16 protein-coding genes and 1 pseudogene are annotated in these 15,701 nt (G+C 64.3%); 15 read left to right on the top strand and 2 right to left on the bottom strand.

The genetic code is table 11. The annotated features are described in order from the left end of the window. The first annotated feature begins 11 nt into the window (after positions 1–11). The 9 genes and pseudogenes from MHX66_RS03365 (at position 12) to MHX66_RS03325 (ending at position 8,794) form a co-directional block, all read left to right on the top strand. Positions 12–2,300 (top strand): Tex family protein, encoded by a 2,289-nt coding sequence (locus MHX66_RS03365; protein ID WP_239199809.1) that lies wholly within the window; start codon positions 12–14, stop codon positions 2,298–2,300. Between the two features lie 113 nt (positions 2,301–2,413). Then, complete coding sequence (rplS, locus tag MHX66_RS03360) at positions 2,414–2,755, top strand: 50S ribosomal protein L19 (protein WP_005295302.1); 342 nt, start codon at positions 2,414–2,416, stop codon at positions 2,753–2,755. An 85-nt stretch (positions 2,756–2,840) separates the two neighbouring features. Continuing rightward, the gene (lepB, locus tag MHX66_RS03355) at positions 2,841–3,638 is read left to right on the top strand and encodes a signal peptidase I (protein ID WP_239199806.1); all 798 of its coding nucleotides are present in this window, start codon (positions 2,841–2,843) and stop codon (positions 3,636–3,638) included. Continuing rightward, positions 3,639–4,292: pseudogene (locus MHX66_RS03350) on the top strand (ribonuclease HII); the annotation flags it as partial. A gap of 4 nt (positions 4,293–4,296) precedes the next feature. Beyond that, on the top strand, positions 4,297–4,602 hold the full coding sequence (locus MHX66_RS03345; RefSeq protein ID WP_005295294.1) for a DUF2469 domain-containing protein: 306 nt from the start codon (positions 4,297–4,299) through the stop codon (positions 4,600–4,602). A gap of 171 nt (positions 4,603–4,773) precedes the next feature. After that, positions 4,774–5,136: a YraN family protein gene (locus tag MHX66_RS03340; protein ID WP_237746337.1), complete on the top strand. Its 363-nt coding sequence runs from the start codon at positions 4,774–4,776 to the stop codon at positions 5,134–5,136. Between the two features lie 3 nt (positions 5,137–5,139). Next, positions 5,140–6,681, top strand: coding sequence for a YifB family Mg chelatase-like AAA ATPase (locus tag MHX66_RS03335; RefSeq protein WP_239199800.1), 1,542 nt, complete (start codon positions 5,140–5,142; stop codon positions 6,679–6,681). Beyond that, entirely contained in the window at positions 6,678–7,868 is a 1,191-nt protein-coding gene (gene dprA, locus MHX66_RS03330) for a DNA-processing protein DprA (RefSeq protein WP_239199797.1), read from the top strand. Before MHX66_RS03335 ends, dprA begins: the two co-directional genes overlap by 4 nt. A 17-nt stretch (positions 7,869–7,885) precedes the next feature. After that, positions 7,886–8,794, top strand: coding sequence for a tyrosine recombinase XerC (locus MHX66_RS03325; protein ID WP_239199794.1), 909 nt, complete (start codon positions 7,886–7,888; stop codon positions 8,792–8,794). Here MHX66_RS03325 and MHX66_RS03320 read toward each other — a convergent pair. Then, complete coding sequence (locus tag MHX66_RS03320) at positions 8,769–9,164, bottom strand: M23 family metallopeptidase (RefSeq protein ID WP_239199791.1); 396 nt, start codon at positions 9,162–9,164, stop codon at positions 8,769–8,771. The two genes, MHX66_RS03325 and MHX66_RS03320, sit on opposite strands and share 26 nt — an antisense overlap. Before the next feature lie 675 nt (positions 9,165–9,839). Here MHX66_RS03320 and rpsB point away from each other — a divergent pair. The 5 genes from rpsB to MHX66_RS03295 all read left to right on the top strand — a co-directional run bounded on the left by rpsB (position 9,840) and on the right by MHX66_RS03295 (position 14,057). Beyond that, positions 9,840–10,661 (top strand): 30S ribosomal protein S2, encoded by an 822-nt coding sequence (rpsB, locus tag MHX66_RS03315; RefSeq protein ID WP_034986352.1) that lies wholly within the window; start codon positions 9,840–9,842, stop codon positions 10,659–10,661. Between the two features lie 171 nt (positions 10,662–10,832). Then, the gene (tsf, locus tag MHX66_RS03310) at positions 10,833–11,651 is read left to right on the top strand and encodes a translation elongation factor Ts (RefSeq protein WP_239199788.1); all 819 of its coding nucleotides are present in this window, start codon (positions 10,833–10,835) and stop codon (positions 11,649–11,651) included. A 106-nt stretch (positions 11,652–11,757) separates the two neighbouring features. Beyond that, complete coding sequence (pyrH, locus tag MHX66_RS03305) at positions 11,758–12,540, top strand: UMP kinase (protein WP_370646259.1); 783 nt, start codon at positions 11,758–11,760, stop codon at positions 12,538–12,540. A 62-nt stretch (positions 12,541–12,602) separates the two neighbouring features. Next, positions 12,603–13,160, top strand: a complete 558-nt coding sequence (frr, locus tag MHX66_RS03300) for a ribosome recycling factor (RefSeq protein ID WP_239199782.1) — start codon at positions 12,603–12,605, stop codon at positions 13,158–13,160. Positions 13,161–13,202: 42 nt separating this feature from the next. Beyond that, positions 13,203–14,057 (top strand): phosphatidate cytidylyltransferase, encoded by an 855-nt coding sequence (locus MHX66_RS03295; RefSeq protein ID WP_239199929.1) that lies wholly within the window; start codon positions 13,203–13,205, stop codon positions 14,055–14,057. A gap of 13 nt (positions 14,058–14,070) precedes the next feature. Here MHX66_RS03295 and MHX66_RS03290 read toward each other — a convergent pair whose 3' ends face one another. Beyond that, positions 14,071–14,472 carry a lipopolysaccharide assembly LapA domain-containing protein gene (locus MHX66_RS03290; RefSeq protein ID WP_239199779.1) on the bottom strand — a complete coding sequence of 134 codons (402 nt, stop codon included), beginning with the start codon at positions 14,470–14,472 and terminating at the stop codon, positions 14,071–14,073. Positions 14,473–14,549: 77 nt separating this feature from the next. Here MHX66_RS03290 and rlmN point away from each other — a divergent pair, with 77 nt between their 5' ends. Further along, on the top strand, positions 14,550–15,647 hold the full coding sequence (gene rlmN, locus MHX66_RS03285) for a 23S rRNA (adenine(2503)-C(2))-methyltransferase RlmN (RefSeq protein WP_239199776.1): 1,098 nt from the start codon (positions 14,550–14,552) through the stop codon (positions 15,645–15,647). The last annotated feature ends 54 nt before the right edge of the window (positions 15,648–15,701 follow it).

Raw genomic sequence — 15,701 nt, 5'->3', positions numbered from 1 at the left:
GAATGTGGGGAATGACCGATAGCATCGCTAGCATCATTGCCCACGAACTCGAGGTGGATCAGCCCCGAGTTCAGGCCACCATCGACCTGCTGGACGGCGGAGCGACCGTTCCGTTTATCGCCCGCTACCGCAAGGAAATCACCGGTGGTATGGACGACGGCCAGCTGCGCCAGCTCGAGCAGCGCCTCGACTACCTGCGCGAGCTTGCCGCCCGCAAGGAGACCATCCTCAAGAGCATCGAGGAGCAGGGCAAGCTCACCGACGAGCTGCGCCAGAAGATCCTGGCCGTGGACACGAAGGCCCGCCTCGAGGACCTGTACCTGCCGTTTAAGAAGTCCCGCCGCACCAAGGCCGCCATCGCACGCGAGGCCGGCTTGGGCGAGCTGGTTGAGAAGCTGCTCGCCGGTGGCAGCCCGGAGCTGGCCGAGGGCTACGTCCAGGAAGGTTTTGCTGACGCCGCCTCGGTGATGGCCGGCGCCAGAGCCATCGTGGTCGAGGATATTTCCACCGACGCAGATCTGGTGGGGGAGATCCGCGAGGAATACTTCAAGCGCGGCCGTGCCGAATCCGCCGTGATCGAGGGCAAGGAGGAAGAAGGCCAGAAGTACCGTGATTACTTTGAGTTCGATGAGCCCTTCGGGGATCTACCGAGCCACCGCGTGCTGGCGCTGCTGCGCGGCGAGAACGAAGGCGTGCTGCGCGTGAACTTTGCGCCGGGGGAGGACGACGAGTTCTACCAGGGCATCATCGCCGATCGCACCGGGCTGCAGGCTCAGGGCGACCCGGCGGATAAGTTCCGCGCCGAATGCGTGCGCTTCGGCTGGCGCACGAAGCTGGCGGTCAGCTCCGCGGTGGACGTGCGCATGCGCCTGAAGGAGAGAGCCGACGAGGCCGCTGTGAGTGTGTTCTCGAAGAACCTGAAGGATCTGCTGCTGGCGGCCCCCGCCGGCCACCGGGCGACCTTGGGCATGGACCCGGGCTACCGCAATGGTGTGAAGTGTGCAGTGGTAGACGGCACGGGCAAGGTGCTGGACACGGTCGTGGTCTACCCGCATTCCGGCCAGTGGGATAAGGCCCGCACGATCCTGAGCGCCCTGGTGAATAAGCACGGTGTGGAGCTGCTGGCAGTGGGCAACGGCACCGCCAGCCGCGAGACGGAGAAGCTGGCAAAGGAGATTGCCGGGCTGGCGGAGGGCACCAAGCCCCAGACCGTCGTGATCTCCGAGGCGGGTGCGTCGGTCTACTCCGCCTCGGAGGTGGCCGCCCAGGAGTTCCCGGACATGGACGTCTCGCTGCGCGGAGCCGTTTCGATTGCCCGCCGCCTGCAGGATCCGCTGGCGGAGCTGGTGAAGATCGACCCGAAGTCCATCGGCGTGGGTCAGTACCAGCACGACGTCAACCAGTCACTGCTGGCCGCCGGGCTGGACACCGTGGTGGAGGATGCGGTGAACTCCGTCGGTGTGGACGTGAACCTGGCCAGTGCGCCGCTGCTGAATCGCGTGGCGGGCGTTACTCCGACCCTGGCGGAGAACATCGTGGCCTACCGCGATGAGAACGGCGCTTTCAAGTCCCGCAAGGAGCTGCTGAAGGTGCCGCGCCTGGGGCCGAAGGCATTCGAGCAGGCCGCGGGCTTCCTGCGCATCAACGGAGCTGCCGACCCGTTGGACGGCTCAGCCGTACACCCGGAGGCCTATCCGCTGGTGCGCCGCATCGTGGACGCCACCGGCGTGGAGGTTGCGCAGCTCGTGGGCAACTCCGCCGTGCTGGGCAAGCTGCGTGCGGGGGACTTCGCCGACGAGAAGTTCGGAATCCCCACCGTCACGGACGTGCTGGCGGAGCTGGACAAGCCGGGGCGCGACCCGCGCCCGACGTTCAAGACCGCCACGCTCGCCGAGGGGATCGAGACCATCAAGGACCTCAAGCCGGGCATGGTGCTAGAGGGCACGGTCACGAACGTTGCAGCCTTCGGAGCCTTCGTGGATATCGGCGTGCACCAGGATGGCCTGGTTCACGTCTCCGCCATGAGCGAGCAATTCGTCAAGGACCCGCACGACGTAGTCAGTTCCGGCGAGGTGGTGAAGGTGCGCGTCGTCGACGTGGACGTGCCGCGCAACCGCATTGGCCTTTCCCTGCGCCTGCAGGACGAACCCAAGGGCTCCATAGCCAACGGCAAGTCCAAGCCGAAGAAGGGGGCGGGGCAGAAGCGCAATGCGCGGAGGAAGCCCAACCACCGCAATCAGGCTCCGCAGGGCAGTATGGCCGCCGCGCTGAAGAACGCGGGATTTGGACAAAACCACTAGTCGGTGTCATACTACTCAAGTTAATTTCTGTTGTGGGTACGAACCCGTAGGCGCGCAGGTAACGCGAAAAGCCGCGAGGATCCTCTATCCAGACGAGCAAAAGGATTTCATCCATGCACATTCTTGATAAGGTTGACGCAGCTCAGCTGCGCGACGACATTCCCGAGTTCCGTGCCGGCGATACCCTGGACGTTCACGTCAAGGTTATCGAGGGCTCCAAGTCCCGTCTGCAGGTTTTCCGTGGCGTTGTGATCCGCCGCCAGAACTCCGGCATCCGCGAGACCTTCACCATCCGCAAGGTCTCCTTCGGCATCGGTGTGGAGCGTACCTTCCCGGTTCACTCCCCGAACATCGACCGCATCGACGTCCTGTCCCGCGGTAAGGTCCGCCGTGCGAAGCTGTACTACCTGCGCGAGCGTCGCGGCAAGGCAGCCCGCATCAAGGAGCGCATCTAGTACTTACCCCCTAAGTGCTATCAACCCAGTCACACTTTCGTGGCTGGGTTTTTTGCTGTTCGCCCCACTGGTATCCTCGTTCCTTGTGACTCATCGACAGGAACCCAACGACCCTAACGCGCCCGATGAGGCTGCAGCGCAGCCGGAGCAGGGGGCGTCACCAAAAAAGAAGAAGGAGAAAAAGACCTACCCTTGGTGGGTCGAGATGCCGATCATCATCCTGGTGACGATGCTGGTGCTGGGCGCTTTCAATAACTTTGTGGGCCGCATGTACCTGATTCCTTCCGAGTCGATGGAGCCGACGCTGCACGGCTGTGTGGGCTGCACGCCCGACCGCATCTTCGTGAACAAACTGGCCTACCGCGGCGACAAGATGCCCGACCCGGGCGATGTCGTCGTTTTCGTCGGAACTGAGTCTTGGAACGAGGAATACACCTCCCGCCGCAGCTCCAACGACGTGGTGCGTGGGCTGCAGAACCTTGGCGCCACCATCGGCATCGTCGCGCCGGACGAAAACACCCTGGTCAAGCGCGTGATCGCCACCGGTGGCCAGACCGTGCAGTGCCAGGAGGGAGACCCGGGCATCATGGTCAACGGCAAGAAGGTCGACGATTCCTACACGATGAACCCACCGGCGAACCCGATCGACCCGACCACGGGCTCCAAGGAGTGCCAGGGCGACTACTTCGGGCCCGTCACCGTGCCGGACGACGCTGTCTGGGTGATGGGCGACAATCGCACCAACTCGCTGGATTCCCGCGCGCACATGGGCGACGAGCACCAGGGAACCATCCCTGTGGAGAACATCGTCGGCGAGGTCGAGACCATTCTGCTGCCGTTCAGCCGCATCGGCGGCGTGGACTCCCTGCCCATCCAGGGCTAGAGCCGCCAGAGCCGCTCAAGAGTTAAGGTGGAACGCGAGCTAGAGGCCGCGGGGCTGGGGCCTGTCGCGGGGGTGGACGAGGCTGGGCGTGGTGCGTGCTGCGGGCCGATCTCGATTGCAGCGTGCATCCTTCCTGCCGACCTGGACGGAGCTGGGCTGGACCGCCTGACCGACTCGAAGAAGCTCACGGAGAAGACCCGCGAGCGACTGTACGACGTCATTCGCGACGTCGCCGTTTCCTACTCGATCATCCACATTAGCGCCGCAGACATCGACCGCTTCGGCATTCAGCACGCGAACGTCTCCGGCATGCGGCGTGCTGTGGCTGCTTTGCACGTACAGCCCGGCTACGTGCTGACGGATGCGGTGAAGGTCCCCGGCCTGCCCATGCCGCACCTGCCCGTGGTGAAGGGCGACCAGATGGCCAAATGCATCAGCGCGGCAAGTGTGCTGGCAAAGGTTTCCAGGGATCGAGTGTTGCGAACGCTCGACGAGGAGTTCCCGGGGTATGGTTTGGCTAGTCACAAGGGCTATGGCACCAAGGCGCACATGACTGCGGTGAGCCTACACGGTGGCACCCCTTATCACCGTTACAGTTACAGGAACGTGGCCGCTGCGCACCAGCAATGGCTTAAGGGAAAGGATCGAGGGTAAGTCCGTGAGCGCTGAGGAACTAGACGACTACGAGGCAAACGTCGAGCTGTCGATGTACCGCGAGTACCGCGACGTGGTCAGCCAGTTTTCCTACGTTGTGGAGACCGAGCGCCGCTTTTACCTGGCCAACGCCGTCGAGTTGATCCCGCGCAACTCCGGCGGGGAGGTCTACTACGAGGTTCGCATGTCCGATGCCTGGGTGTGGGACATGTACCGCCCCGCCCGCTTCGTCCGCTACGTGCGCGTAATCACCTACAAGGACGTAAACATCGAGGAGCTCGACAAACCCGAGCTGCAACTGCCGGACTGACCTGCACCTTTCCGCTTATTCACAGCCCAGGGGTTTTCCACAGCCCCCTGGACTTTTGTTGTCTCTGTTTCTTTTTATGACGCCACCCCACGGGGATGATGTCCCACACTTGTGAATCAGGTACCGGGCGTGAAGAACCGGTGCCGGATCACGAAAAGGGGAGGGCGACTAGTGACGGCGGCGAACAAGCGAGCAGTGGGGAACCTGGGGGAGGACCTGGCGGCTGAGTATCTGCAGCGGGCGGGGTATGAGGTGCTGGACCGCAACTTCTATACCCGCTACGGGGAGCTGGACTTGGTGGCGCGCACACCCGAGGACGACCTGGCTTTCATCGAGGTGAAGTATCGCGCCTCGGACTCCGACGGGGGCGGAGTGGCGGCGGTGGGGCCGCGGAAGCTCAGGCGGATTCGCACGCTGGCCGGGCTGTGGCTGGAGCAGAATCGCGAGGGGGTGCAGTTTTCCGGGGGACTGCGCGTGGATGTGATCGACGTCGGACCGGACGGCGTGCGCGAGCACGTCGAGGGGGTGTGGTGACCAATGGCCGTGGGGCATGCGCAGTCGATAGCGCTGGAGGGGACCAGACGGACCGTGATCACCGTCGAGTGCGACGTGAGCAGGGGGCTGCCCGGAATATCAATCGTGGGCATGGGGGATACCGCGGTGGTGCAGGCGAAGGATCGCATCCGGTCGGCGCTGAAGAACTCTGGCGTGGGGTGGCCGGGGTCGCGGACCGTGATGAGCCTGTCGCCCGCCGGGCTGCCGAAGCAGGGGGCGGGCTACGACCTGGCGATGGTGTGCGCGATGCTCTCCGCAGTGGCGGATGACGCGCTGGGGGCAGGGCGACTAGCCCAGACGATCCTGGTGGGGGAGCTGGGGTTGGATGGGCAGATCCGCCCTGTGCAGGGAGTGTTCGCGCTGGTGCTGGCCGCGGCGATGGAGGGCTTTTCCACTGTCGTGGTGCCCGTGGGAAACGAAAGCGAGGCAGCGGAGGCGGCGCAGGCAGCGGCGGCGAGCGACGGGGGCGTGAGTGTGCTGGTGGCCCCGAACCTGGGCACAGTCATCGACTGGCTGCGCGGGGGAGAGCTGCCAGAGGCGTGCCCGGGGGAGTACGCCCCGCCCCGCCCAGTGGGGGACCTAGCGGAAGTTGTGGGACAGCCCGCCGCCCGCCGGGCGGTGGAGGTGGCCGCGGCCGGGGGACACAACCTAATGCTGACGGGGCCGCCCGGAAGTGGCAAATCAATGCTGGCCGAACGCCTGCCGGGGATCCTGCCGCCCATGACCGATACCGAGCGGGTGGAGGCCGCCAGCGTGCACTCCCTGGCGGGGGTGAAGGGGAGCCTGCCGGAGGTGCTCGCAGGACAGCGGCCGTTCATCGCGCCGCACCACAACGTGACCCCGGCGGGACTCATCGGTGGCGGGCGCGTACCCGTACCCGGGGCCGTGAGCCTGGCCCACCACGGAGTGCTGTTTATCGACGAGGTCAGCGAGGCGCGCCGGGATAGCCTGGAGTGCCTGCGCGTGCCCATGGAGCTGCGCCGCGTAGAGCTTATGCGAGCGAACCGAATCTCCAGCTTCCCCGCCGACTTTCAACTGGTGATGGCCGCCAACCCCTGCCCGTGTGGCGCGGAGCTGCCGTTAGATTGCACCTGCCCCTCCGGGGCGCGGCTGCGGTATCAGGCGAAGCTCTCCGGCCCGCTGCGCGACCGGGTGGACGTATTCGCCACCACCACGGGCAGGCCCCAGATTGAGGCGCTAAGCAGCTCAGGCGAGGCCAGCGCCGCCGTCGCCGAACGGGTGGCCGAAGCCAGGGATCGAGCCCGCCAGCGGTGGGGTACCGCCAGCAACGCGCTGGTGCCCGGAAAAATTTTGCGACAGGTGGGCGTGGACGAATCCGGCTCCGTTCTGCTGGAGGACATGCTGCGCACCGGCACGATCACGCAGCGAGGGGTGGACCGGACCATCCGGGTCGCCTGGACTCTCGCGGATCTCGACCGCGCCTCCGCCCCGCACCTGGGGCACATCAGCGACGCGGTGGAACTCTTCGGGGCAGACAGGGAATTGGTAGAGGTGCAGCGATGACGACCCAGGAAAATTTTTTGGAGTGGGTCTACGTGCGTCGGGTCATAGAGGCTTCGCGCCTCGACGTGTTGGACATGCTGTGGCCCAACGGTTGGGAGCAGGCCGGCCCCGCGGACGTGCGATCCGTAGCAGAAGCCCTGGCACGCCGGGGCGGGAAGCTGCCGGACGCGTTGGCGGACTCGACCTCGCAGCGCTACGAGCAGAACCCCACCCGCGACGCGGAGCTGGCCATCGCCCGCGGCTGGCGGTTGGTCACCCCGGAGGACGATGAGTGGCCGAGCGAACTGACCGCCAGTTTCGTCCGCATGGCCGATTCGGGTGCGGATCACGATTCCTCCGTCCGCGGCCAGGCGGCGGCACCCTTCGCCTTGTGGGTGCGCGGAGACACGCGCCTGGATGCGCTGGTACGCCGCTCGGTCACTGTCGTGGGCACCCGCGCCGCCACACGTTACGGCGAACAGGTCACCCGGTCCTTCGCGGGAGACCTCGCGGACGCGGGCTTCAGCCTGATTTCCGGAGGTGCGATCGGCATCGACGCCATCGCCCACCGCGCGTCCCTCGAATCCAAGATGCCCACCGTCGTGGTCATGGCCTGTGGGCTCGACGTTTCCTACCCAAAGGCGCATGGGGACCTGTTTGAGCAGATCGTCGCCGCCGGCGGAATGCTCATCAGCGAGTATCCACCAGGCACTCCGCCGGCCCGCCATCGCTTCCTCACCCGCAACCGTCTGGCGGCGGCGCTCGGACAGGCGACCCTGGTGGTGGAGGCCCCGCAGCGTAGCGGAGCCCTCAACACCCTCAACTGGGCCGAGGCCTTCGTGAAGCCCACCTTTGCCGTCCCCGGCCCCGTCACCTCCCACGCTTCCCTCGGGTGCCTCGATCGCATTCGCACCGCCCGCGCCACCCTGGCCGTCAACGCCCGTGACTTGATCGAGGAGCTCACCCCTCTCGGCGAGCAGATGGCGCTGGGGCTAGGCCAGGAGGATCGTTCGTTCCTACCTAGCTGGGAGCACCTCGCCATTATTGACGCCGCAGCCTTGCCGAGCGGCAAAGGTCCCGAAGGCAGACTGCCGCAACTGGTGGAGGCCACCGGTTTGCCCGCCCGCACGGTGATCCGCTGCCTGCGCGACTTGGAGGCCATGGGCAGGCTCCGGAGGGAGGCAGACCGCTGGATAAGGGTCGAGTGACCGGCTAGATTGGTCGCATGAGCAACTCCCGTCCCACTGGCACCACGGCGTCGCTGTGGTCTGCGCTGTACGACTACGAGCAGCACCTGCGCCACGTGGTCGGGCGCTCCGAGAACACGATCCGCGCCTACCGACGGGACCTCGACAGCGCGCTGGAAGGCCTAGAGCGCATCGAGGAGTTCGACCTGGACCGCGCCCGTGACGTGCTGGGCTGGGCGGTCGATAACGGCGCCAGCCGGGCCAGCCTCTCCCGGCTGGCCTCCAGCATGCGGGGCTTCGGAGCCTTCCTTGCCCACCGCGGCTTCGTGCAGGCCAACCCGGTCGCCGCGCTGAAGGCTCCGAAGCCGCAGCGCACGTTGCCGCGCGTGCTGCGCGCCGACCAGGCCTCCGACATGCTCAACGGCCTGCAGCCCGAGGCCGATGCATCCACGCCCAGCGCCATCCGCGACTGGGCCATGGTCGAGCTGCTGTACGCCACCGGCATCCGCGTCTCCGAGCTGACCGGCTGCGACGTGAACGACGTGGACTTTTCCAACCGCCTCCTACGCGTAACTGGTAAGGGCAGCAAGACTCGCGTTGTTCCCTTCGGAGCCACCGTGGTGACAGCCCTTGAAAAGTGGCTCGAAGTGCGCGAGGACATGGCAAAAGGCACCCCAGCCCTCTTCGTGGGCGTGCGCGGCAAGCGCATTGATCCCCGCCAGGTGCGCACAGTGGTGAACCGTGCAACCCAGGCCGGCCCCGGCCCGCGCCTATCTCCCCACGGACTGCGGCACTCCGCGGCCACGGCAATCCTGGAGGGCGGGGCGGACCTCCGCGTGGTGCAGGAGCTCCTCGGCCACTCGAACATGTCCACCACACAGATCTATACCCACGTCGGCACCGAGCGCCTGAAGGCCGTCTTTAACCAGGCACATCCCAGAGCCTGACCCGCACGGAACCGAGGAGCGTCATCGGGTCGATATACACCCGCCCCTTGCCCTCGAATCTGGCGCCCCAGGAAAGCCCCGGGGACTTCCGGGCATAATCAGGCAAAGTGGTGACATCAGCTAACACGCCGATGGTCTCGCCCCGGCGAACTTTTTGTCCGGCCCGTACGCGCGCCACGACGGGCTCATAGGTGGTGCGAATTCCATCTGCGTGGCTGATGGAGACCACCGGCGTGCCAGCGACCACGCCAGCGAAAGCAACGGTGCCACCCCGGCTGGCTACGATCACTTGGCCGGGAGATGCCTGCAGATCCACGCCCCGGTGACCCGGCTCCCACACGGCATCGGGAATGTCCGCAGCGCGGATCACCTGCGCATCCCGCGCAGTCGGCAGCCTATGGGAGCGGACTATGCGGGACGCATCGGGTTGGGGCGTGCCAGTTTGGGCGGTAGAGGGTTGGGAACTTGCAGTTGGCAAGTGTGTAGGCGGGGCGCCAACCCAGAGGAAGACCAGCGCAAGCGTTAAAGAAAAGGTGCGGTAGAGCCGTGGGGTCATGGCTAAAGATGATGCGTGGGGGCGTCACCAAAAAGAAAGGGCGAATCGGCGGGGCTGTGGATAACTCAAAGTTGTCCACAGAAACGGCAAAACGCGCGACAACAGGACTTGTTTAGGCAGCGTGAGTGGGGGTAGGGTAGCAAGCGCAGTATGTCCGGATTCGTCTGTCGCGCTTTCTTGATACGCCCGATTTCAAGAGAGTGCACTCGGTTTCGCGAAGACCGAGAGGCGGAGTAAGGCGACTGACTACGCGTAGATATTCGCACCCCACCTAATGGCTCACCAGCACGGTCCCGCTAGAAGAAGCGGGCGAACATGGCGAGCCACAGCTACACCGGGGACTATCTGCCAGGATGGTGCATAAGCCACGCACGTACAGTGAGTGTCGAGTGCATCGTGAAGAAAACCGTCAAACCCTAAACTTTGAAAGCGAGGAAGGGGCGGCGCCGACCACACGGTCGGCTAGAAGAAATACGCCCCTGTAACACCATGGCTGTTGTTACTATGCGCGAGCTGCTGGACGCTGGTGTCCACTTCGGTCACCAGACCCGCCGTTGGAACCCGAAGATGAAGCGCTTCATCTTCACCGACCGCAACGGCATCTACATCATCGACCTGCAGCAGACCCTGACCTACATCGACGAGGCATACGAGTTCGTCAAGGAGACCGTCGCCCACGGCGGCAACATCCTGTACGTCGGCACCAAGAAGCAGGCCCAGGAAGCAGTTGCCAACGAGGCAGAGCGCGTGGGCATGCCCTACGTGAACCACCGCTGGCTCGGCGGCATGCTGACCAACTTCCAGACCGTTGCTAAGCGTCTGCACCGCCTCAAGGAGCTGCAGGCAATGGATGCAGCTGAGGACGGCTACAAGGGCCGCACCAAGAAGGAAGTTCTGATGCTGACCCGCGAGCGCAACAAGCTGGAGCGCGTCCTCGGTGGCATCGCGGACATGACCAAGACTCCGTCCGCCCTGTGGATCGTCGATACCAACAAGGAGCACATCGCTGTCTCCGAGGCACAGAAGCTGAACATCCCGGTCGTTGCAATCCTGGACACCAACTGTGACCCGGACGTTGTTGACTACCCGATCCCGGGCAACGATGACGCAATCCGCTCCGCAAACCTGCTGACCAGCATCATCTCCTCCGCAGTCGAGGCTGGCCGTCAGGCTCGCGCCGAGCGCCAGGAGGCTGCAGCCAAGGAAGCTGCTGGCGACGCCGACAAGGCACCGGCTGAGGCCGAGAAGACCGAGGCTCCCGCCGAAGAGGCTCAGGCTGAGGCAAAGGCCGAGGGCAACACCGAGGCATAAGCTGCTTTAGAGCTAGCGATTTAGCGCCCACCCCCGTATGGGACACAGTTTCAGACCCGTGTCCGACGGGCGTGGGCGTTACTTGTAACCTAGGCTGGAAACCAGGACTGAATTTAGAAACTGTTATTTCAGCCACTATGAACACTTCCACCAGAAGGAGGATCGCCCCACATGGCGAACTACACCGCTGCAGACGTTAAGAAGCTCCGCGAGATCACCGGCGCCGGCATGATGGACTGCAAGAAGGCCCTGGAAGAAGCCGCTGGCGACTTCGACAAGGCCATCGAGATCCTGCGCATCAAGGGCGCCAAGGACGTCGGCAAGCGCGCAGAGCGCTCCGCCTCCGAGGGCCTGATCGCCGTTTCCGGTAGCACCATGATCGAGGTCAACGCTGAGACCGACTTCGTGGCTAAGAACTCCGAGTTCATCGAGTTTGCCGACAAGGTCGCAGCCGCTGCAGCCGAGGTTAAGGCTAACTCCCGCGAGGAGCTCGAGGCAGTCGAGGTCGACGGCCAGAAGGCTGTCGACGCTCTGCAGCAGCTGTCCGCAAAGATCGGCGAGAAGCTGGAGCTGAAGCGCGCCACCACCATCGAGGGCGACAAGGTCGCTGTCTATATGCACCACCGCTCCGCTGACCTGCCGCCGGCAGTTGGCGTGCTGGTTGCCTACGAGGGCGACGACGAGGGCGCAGCCAAGGCCGCCGCTATGCAGGTTGCCGCTCTGAAGGCTAAGTTCCTGAGCAGCGACGAGGTCCCGGCTGAGACCGTCGCTAAGGAGCGCGAGATCGCCGAGGCTACCGCCCGCGAGGAGGGCAAGCCAGAGAAGGCTCTGCCGAACATCATCGAGGGCCGTCTGAAGGGCTACTTCAAGGACGTTTGCCTGCTGGATCAGCCGTCCGTCACCGAGTCCAAGAAGTCTGTTAAGCAGGTTATGGACGAGGCCGGCGTGACCCTGAAGGGCTTCAAGCGCTTCGAGGTTGGCCAGGCTTAGGGCTTGTACAGCCTGTACAGTCTGTACACTCCGGAAAATTTTCCGGTAGAGGCTCCGGCGCGCGAAAGGGCGCCGGGGCCTTTTTCCATGCCTTGGGTGGGGTAGTATGGCCAGCAGTGCAAAACACGTCGACAAAGGAGATTCCCCGGTGACTACAGCCGAAAACCGCGAAGGCTACAAGCGCGTTATGTTGAAGCTGGGGGGTGAGATGTTCGGCGGCGGCAAGGTCGGCATCGACCCCGACGTCGTGCAGAACGTGGCACGACAGATCGCGGAGGTTTCCAAGTCCGGCGTGGAGGTTGCCGTGGTTATCGGCGGCGGCAACTTCTTCCGCGGCGCAGAGCTGCAGCAGCGCGGCCTGGACCGCTCCCGCTCCGACTACATGGGCATGCTCGGCACGGTCATGAACTGCCTGGCCCTGCAGGACTTCCTCGAGCAGGAGGGCGTGGACTGCCGCGTGCAGACTGCCATCCAAATGACGCAGGTTGCCGAGCCCTACCTGCCGCTGCGCGCCTCCCGTCACCTGGAGAAGGGGCGCGTGGTTATCTTCGGCGCGGGCATGGGCATGCCGTACTTCTCCACTGACACCACCGCCGCACAGCGCGCCCTGGAGATCGGCTGCGAGGTACTGCTAATGGCCAAGGCCGTCGACGGCGTGTACAGCGACGATCCGCGCACCAACCCGGAGGCGGAGCTCTTCCACGAGATCACCCCGTGGGAGGTCATCGAGAAGGGGCTCAAGGTCGCCGACGCCACCGCGTTCTCCCTGTGCATGGATAACAAGATGCCGATCCTGGTGTTCAACCTGCTCACCGAGGGCAACATCGCCCGCGCCATCGCCGGCGAGCGCATCGGCACGCTGGTCGACAGCAACGTCGGCGCCCGCTAAAGAGCCAACACAACCCGATCCTTAAACCCATATCCCCACCGTAGGCTGGTAAATTTCTAATCATGATTGACGATATTCTGCTTGAGTCCGAAGAGCGCATGACTAGCTCCGTGGAGCACGCCCGCGAGGATCTGACAACCATCCGCACCGGTCGCGCGAACCCCTCCATGTTCAATGGTGTTGTCGCCGAGTACTACGGCGTTCACACTCCGATCACCCAGATGGCCACCATCAGTGTTCCGGAGCCCCGCATGCTGCTGATCAAGCCCTACGAGCAGTCCACCATGGATGCGATCGAAAACGCTATCCGCAACTCCGACCTGGGCGTCAACCCCACCAACGACGGCCAGGTGCTGCGCGTCACGATCCCGCAGCTCACTGAGGAGCGACGCAAGGAAATGGTCAAGATGGCCAAGTCCAAGGGCGAGGACGCGAAGATCGCCATCCGCAACATCCGCCGCAAGGGCATGGAGCAGCTGGGCAAGATCCAGAAGGACGGCGAGGCCGGCGAGGACGAGGTCCGTGCGGCTGAGAAGGATCTGGAGAAGATCACCCACAACTATGTCGAGCAGGTTGATTCCCTGGTCGAGGCCAAGGAGAAGGAACTGCTCGAGGTTTAACTCGAGCGCCTGCTAGCCCCGCGCACGAAAGGCCGATTTCTCATCGTTGCTCGCCCGAAACCCAAGAATGGTCCCGGCCGGGATCTGAAACAGGCCATCGGCGTTGGCGTATTTCTGGGTGCCATCGCCATCGCGGGGCTTTTTACCCCTTTCGCGTGGTATCCGCTGGTGGCTCTGGCTTTGTCGCTGGCGGTCTACGAGGTCTGGCGTCGGCTCTACGAGGGCGGCTATGTGTTGAACTTGGCCGTCCTTTTTTTGGGCGCACAGGTGATCGTGTGGCTCTCGTGGCCCTTCGGCCCGACGGGTGCGCTCGCGGGCTTCGTCATCAGCGTGTTGCTGCTGATGGTCACGCGCCTATTTCACTACGGGCGGTCCTCGCCGCCGCATAACTATCTGCGGGATACGGCGGTCGGCGTCTTTGTGCTGACGTGGATCCCCCTGTTCGGTAGCTTCGCGGCCATGCTGTCCCGTATGCAACGCGATCACATCGACGGCTGGGCCTTCATCGTCACGTTCATGTTGTGCGTTGTGGGTTCCGACGTGGGCGGTTACATCGCCGGTGTGCTTTTCGGCACCCACCCGATGGCGCCCGCGGTGAGCCCCAAGAAGTCCTGGGAGGGCTTCGCCGGCTCGCTGATCCTATCCACCGCCATCGGTGTGGCCTGCGTGACGTTGCTGCTTTCCGGCCCGTTCTGGGTCGGTCTGCTGCTGGGGCCGGGGCTGGCCTGCTGCGCCACCCTCGGTGACCTGGTGGAGTCGCAGTTCAAGCGCGACCTCGGGATCAAGGACATGTCCGGTATGCTGCCAGGCCACGGTGGCCTGATGGATCGCCTGGACGGCATGTTGCCGTCGGCGATGATCACCTGGGTTGTGCTGAATATGCTCAGCGGCGTGTAGCAGCGGCGTGTAGCTATTCCGTAACCTGCTTGCGTAGCTGCACGATGCGCACGCCGCCGACCAGCGCCATGATCAGCGCCCCGACAATCGCGGCGATCAGCATGCCCACGCCAATCGGGAAGGTCATCGTCCACCCCAGCAGCTGCAGCTCCGCGGATTCCTGATTCTGCAGGATAAACACCAGCAACAGGATCAGCAGCAGCACGCCGACGATAAGCGCCACCCACGTCGTTCCCGCCAGGGTCTTCTTCACCTCGCGGTGCTCGCTGTTCTTTTTTGGTGACGCCGGAATCTGCGCCGGCGTTCCAGCCGGAGGGTTAGTGTGCGTTGTCGGCGGGTGCGAGGGAGTGTTAGGCGATTGCTTGTTAGTCGGCTGCGGTACGGACTTCCGGTTGTTGTCGCTCATACCTACCATTCAACGGCATAACCTGGTTGGGTTCAGATTTTTGCAATGTGAGGGTTACCCCCGTTACGTGCAATAATGGGCGCATCATGGCTACACCAGTAAAACTTCAGTTCGCAGCACCCAAAAGGGGTATGCCGCCGGTACACATGGCAGATCTCGATGAGGAGACGCTCAAGGAGCGTGTGCAGGAGCTCGGTCTGCCGAAGTTCCGGGCGGATCAGATTCGGCGTCAATACTACGGTCGCTTGCAGGGCGACCCGATGGAGATGACGGACCTGCCCGAGTCTAAGCGCGCGTCGGTGAAGGAAGCTCTATTCCCCGAGCTGATGCACCCCATGCGCAACATGGAGGCCGACGACGGGGAGACGCGTAAGACGCTGTGGCGATTGCACGATGGCACGATGCTGGAGAGTGTGCTGATGCGCTACCCGGGGCGCGCCACGTTGTGCATTTCCTCCCAGGCGGGCTGCGGCATGGCTTGCCCGTTCTGCGCGACAGGCCAGGGTGGCTTGGATCGCAACCTCTCCGTCGGCGAGATGGTGGAGCAGGCCCGCGCGGCTGCAAGCACGATGCAGGAGGAGGGCGGTCGCCTGTCCAACATCGTGTTCATGGGCATGGGGGAGCCGCTGGCCAACTACAAGCGCGTGGTGGACACCATCCGCAAGGTGTCCGCGCCCGCGCCGGATGGCTTCGGCATTTCCCAGCGCAACATCACCGTGTCGACGGTCGGCCTGGCCCCGGCGATCCGCAAGCTGGCGGACGAGGAGATGAAGGTTCGCCTGGCGGTTTCCCTGCACACTCCGGACGATGAGCTGCGCGACGAGCTCGTCCCCGTGAACAACCGCTGGTCGGTGGAGGAGGTGCTGGATGCCGCGCGCTACTACGCGGATACCTCCGGCCGGCGTGTTTCCATTGAGTACGCCCTGATTCGCGACATGAACGACCAGCCGTGGCGCGCGGATCTGCTGGGGAAGAAGCTACGCGGGGCGCTGGGCACGAAGGTGCACGTCAATCTGATTCCGCTGAACCCCACGCCCGGCTCCAAGTGGGATGCCTCCCCGAAGGACCGGCAGGACGAGTTCGTCCGCCGCGTGGAAGCCCAGGGGGTGCCCTGCACTGTGCGTGATACCAAGGGGCAGGAGATCGCGGCTGCCTGTGGTCAGCTGGCGGCAGAAGAACGATAATAAAATGCGCAGACCCTAAAAGAGCCTGCGCAGTTAAAAAATTCTTGGGGCTAT

The sequence above is a fragment of the Corynebacterium sp. ACRPH genome, assembly GCF_022347285.1.
Lineage (GTDB): Bacteria > Actinomycetota > Actinomycetes > Mycobacteriales > Mycobacteriaceae > Corynebacterium.
The sequence above is the reverse complement of the archived record's forward strand: the minus strand, read 5'-3'. Positions and strand labels throughout refer to the sequence as shown.

What these genes read in the sequence shown, in the direction of transcription:
- MHX66_RS03365 (WP_239199809.1), top strand. Translation starts at nt 12, where the DNA reads ATGACCGATAGCATCGCTAGCATCATTGCCCACGAACTCGAGGTGGAT.
- rplS (WP_005295302.1), top strand. Translation starts at nt 2,414, where the DNA reads ATGCACATTCTTGATAAGGTTGACGCAGCTCAGCTGCGCGACGACATT.
- MHX66_RS03335 (WP_239199800.1), top strand. Translation starts at nt 5,140, where the DNA reads ATGGCCGTGGGGCATGCGCAGTCGATAGCGCTGGAGGGGACCAGACGG.
- dprA (WP_239199797.1), top strand. Translation starts at nt 6,678, where the DNA reads ATGACGACCCAGGAAAATTTTTTGGAGTGGGTCTACGTGCGTCGGGTC.
- MHX66_RS03325 (WP_239199794.1), top strand. Translation starts at nt 7,886, where the DNA reads ATGAGCAACTCCCGTCCCACTGGCACCACGGCGTCGCTGTGGTCTGCG.
- rpsB (WP_034986352.1), top strand. Translation starts at nt 9,840, where the DNA reads ATGGCTGTTGTTACTATGCGCGAGCTGCTGGACGCTGGTGTCCACTTC.
- tsf (WP_239199788.1), top strand. Translation starts at nt 10,833, where the DNA reads ATGGCGAACTACACCGCTGCAGACGTTAAGAAGCTCCGCGAGATCACC.
- pyrH (WP_370646259.1), top strand. Translation starts at nt 11,758, where the DNA reads ATGGCCAGCAGTGCAAAACACGTCGACAAAGGAGATTCCCCGGTGACT.
- frr (WP_239199782.1), top strand. Translation starts at nt 12,603, where the DNA reads ATGATTGACGATATTCTGCTTGAGTCCGAAGAGCGCATGACTAGCTCC.
- MHX66_RS03290 (WP_239199779.1), bottom strand. Translation starts at nt 14,472, where the DNA reads ATGGTAGGTATGAGCGACAACAACCGGAAGTCCGTACCGCAGCCGACT.
- rlmN (WP_239199776.1), top strand. Translation starts at nt 14,550, where the DNA reads ATGGCTACACCAGTAAAACTTCAGTTCGCAGCACCCAAAAGGGGTATG.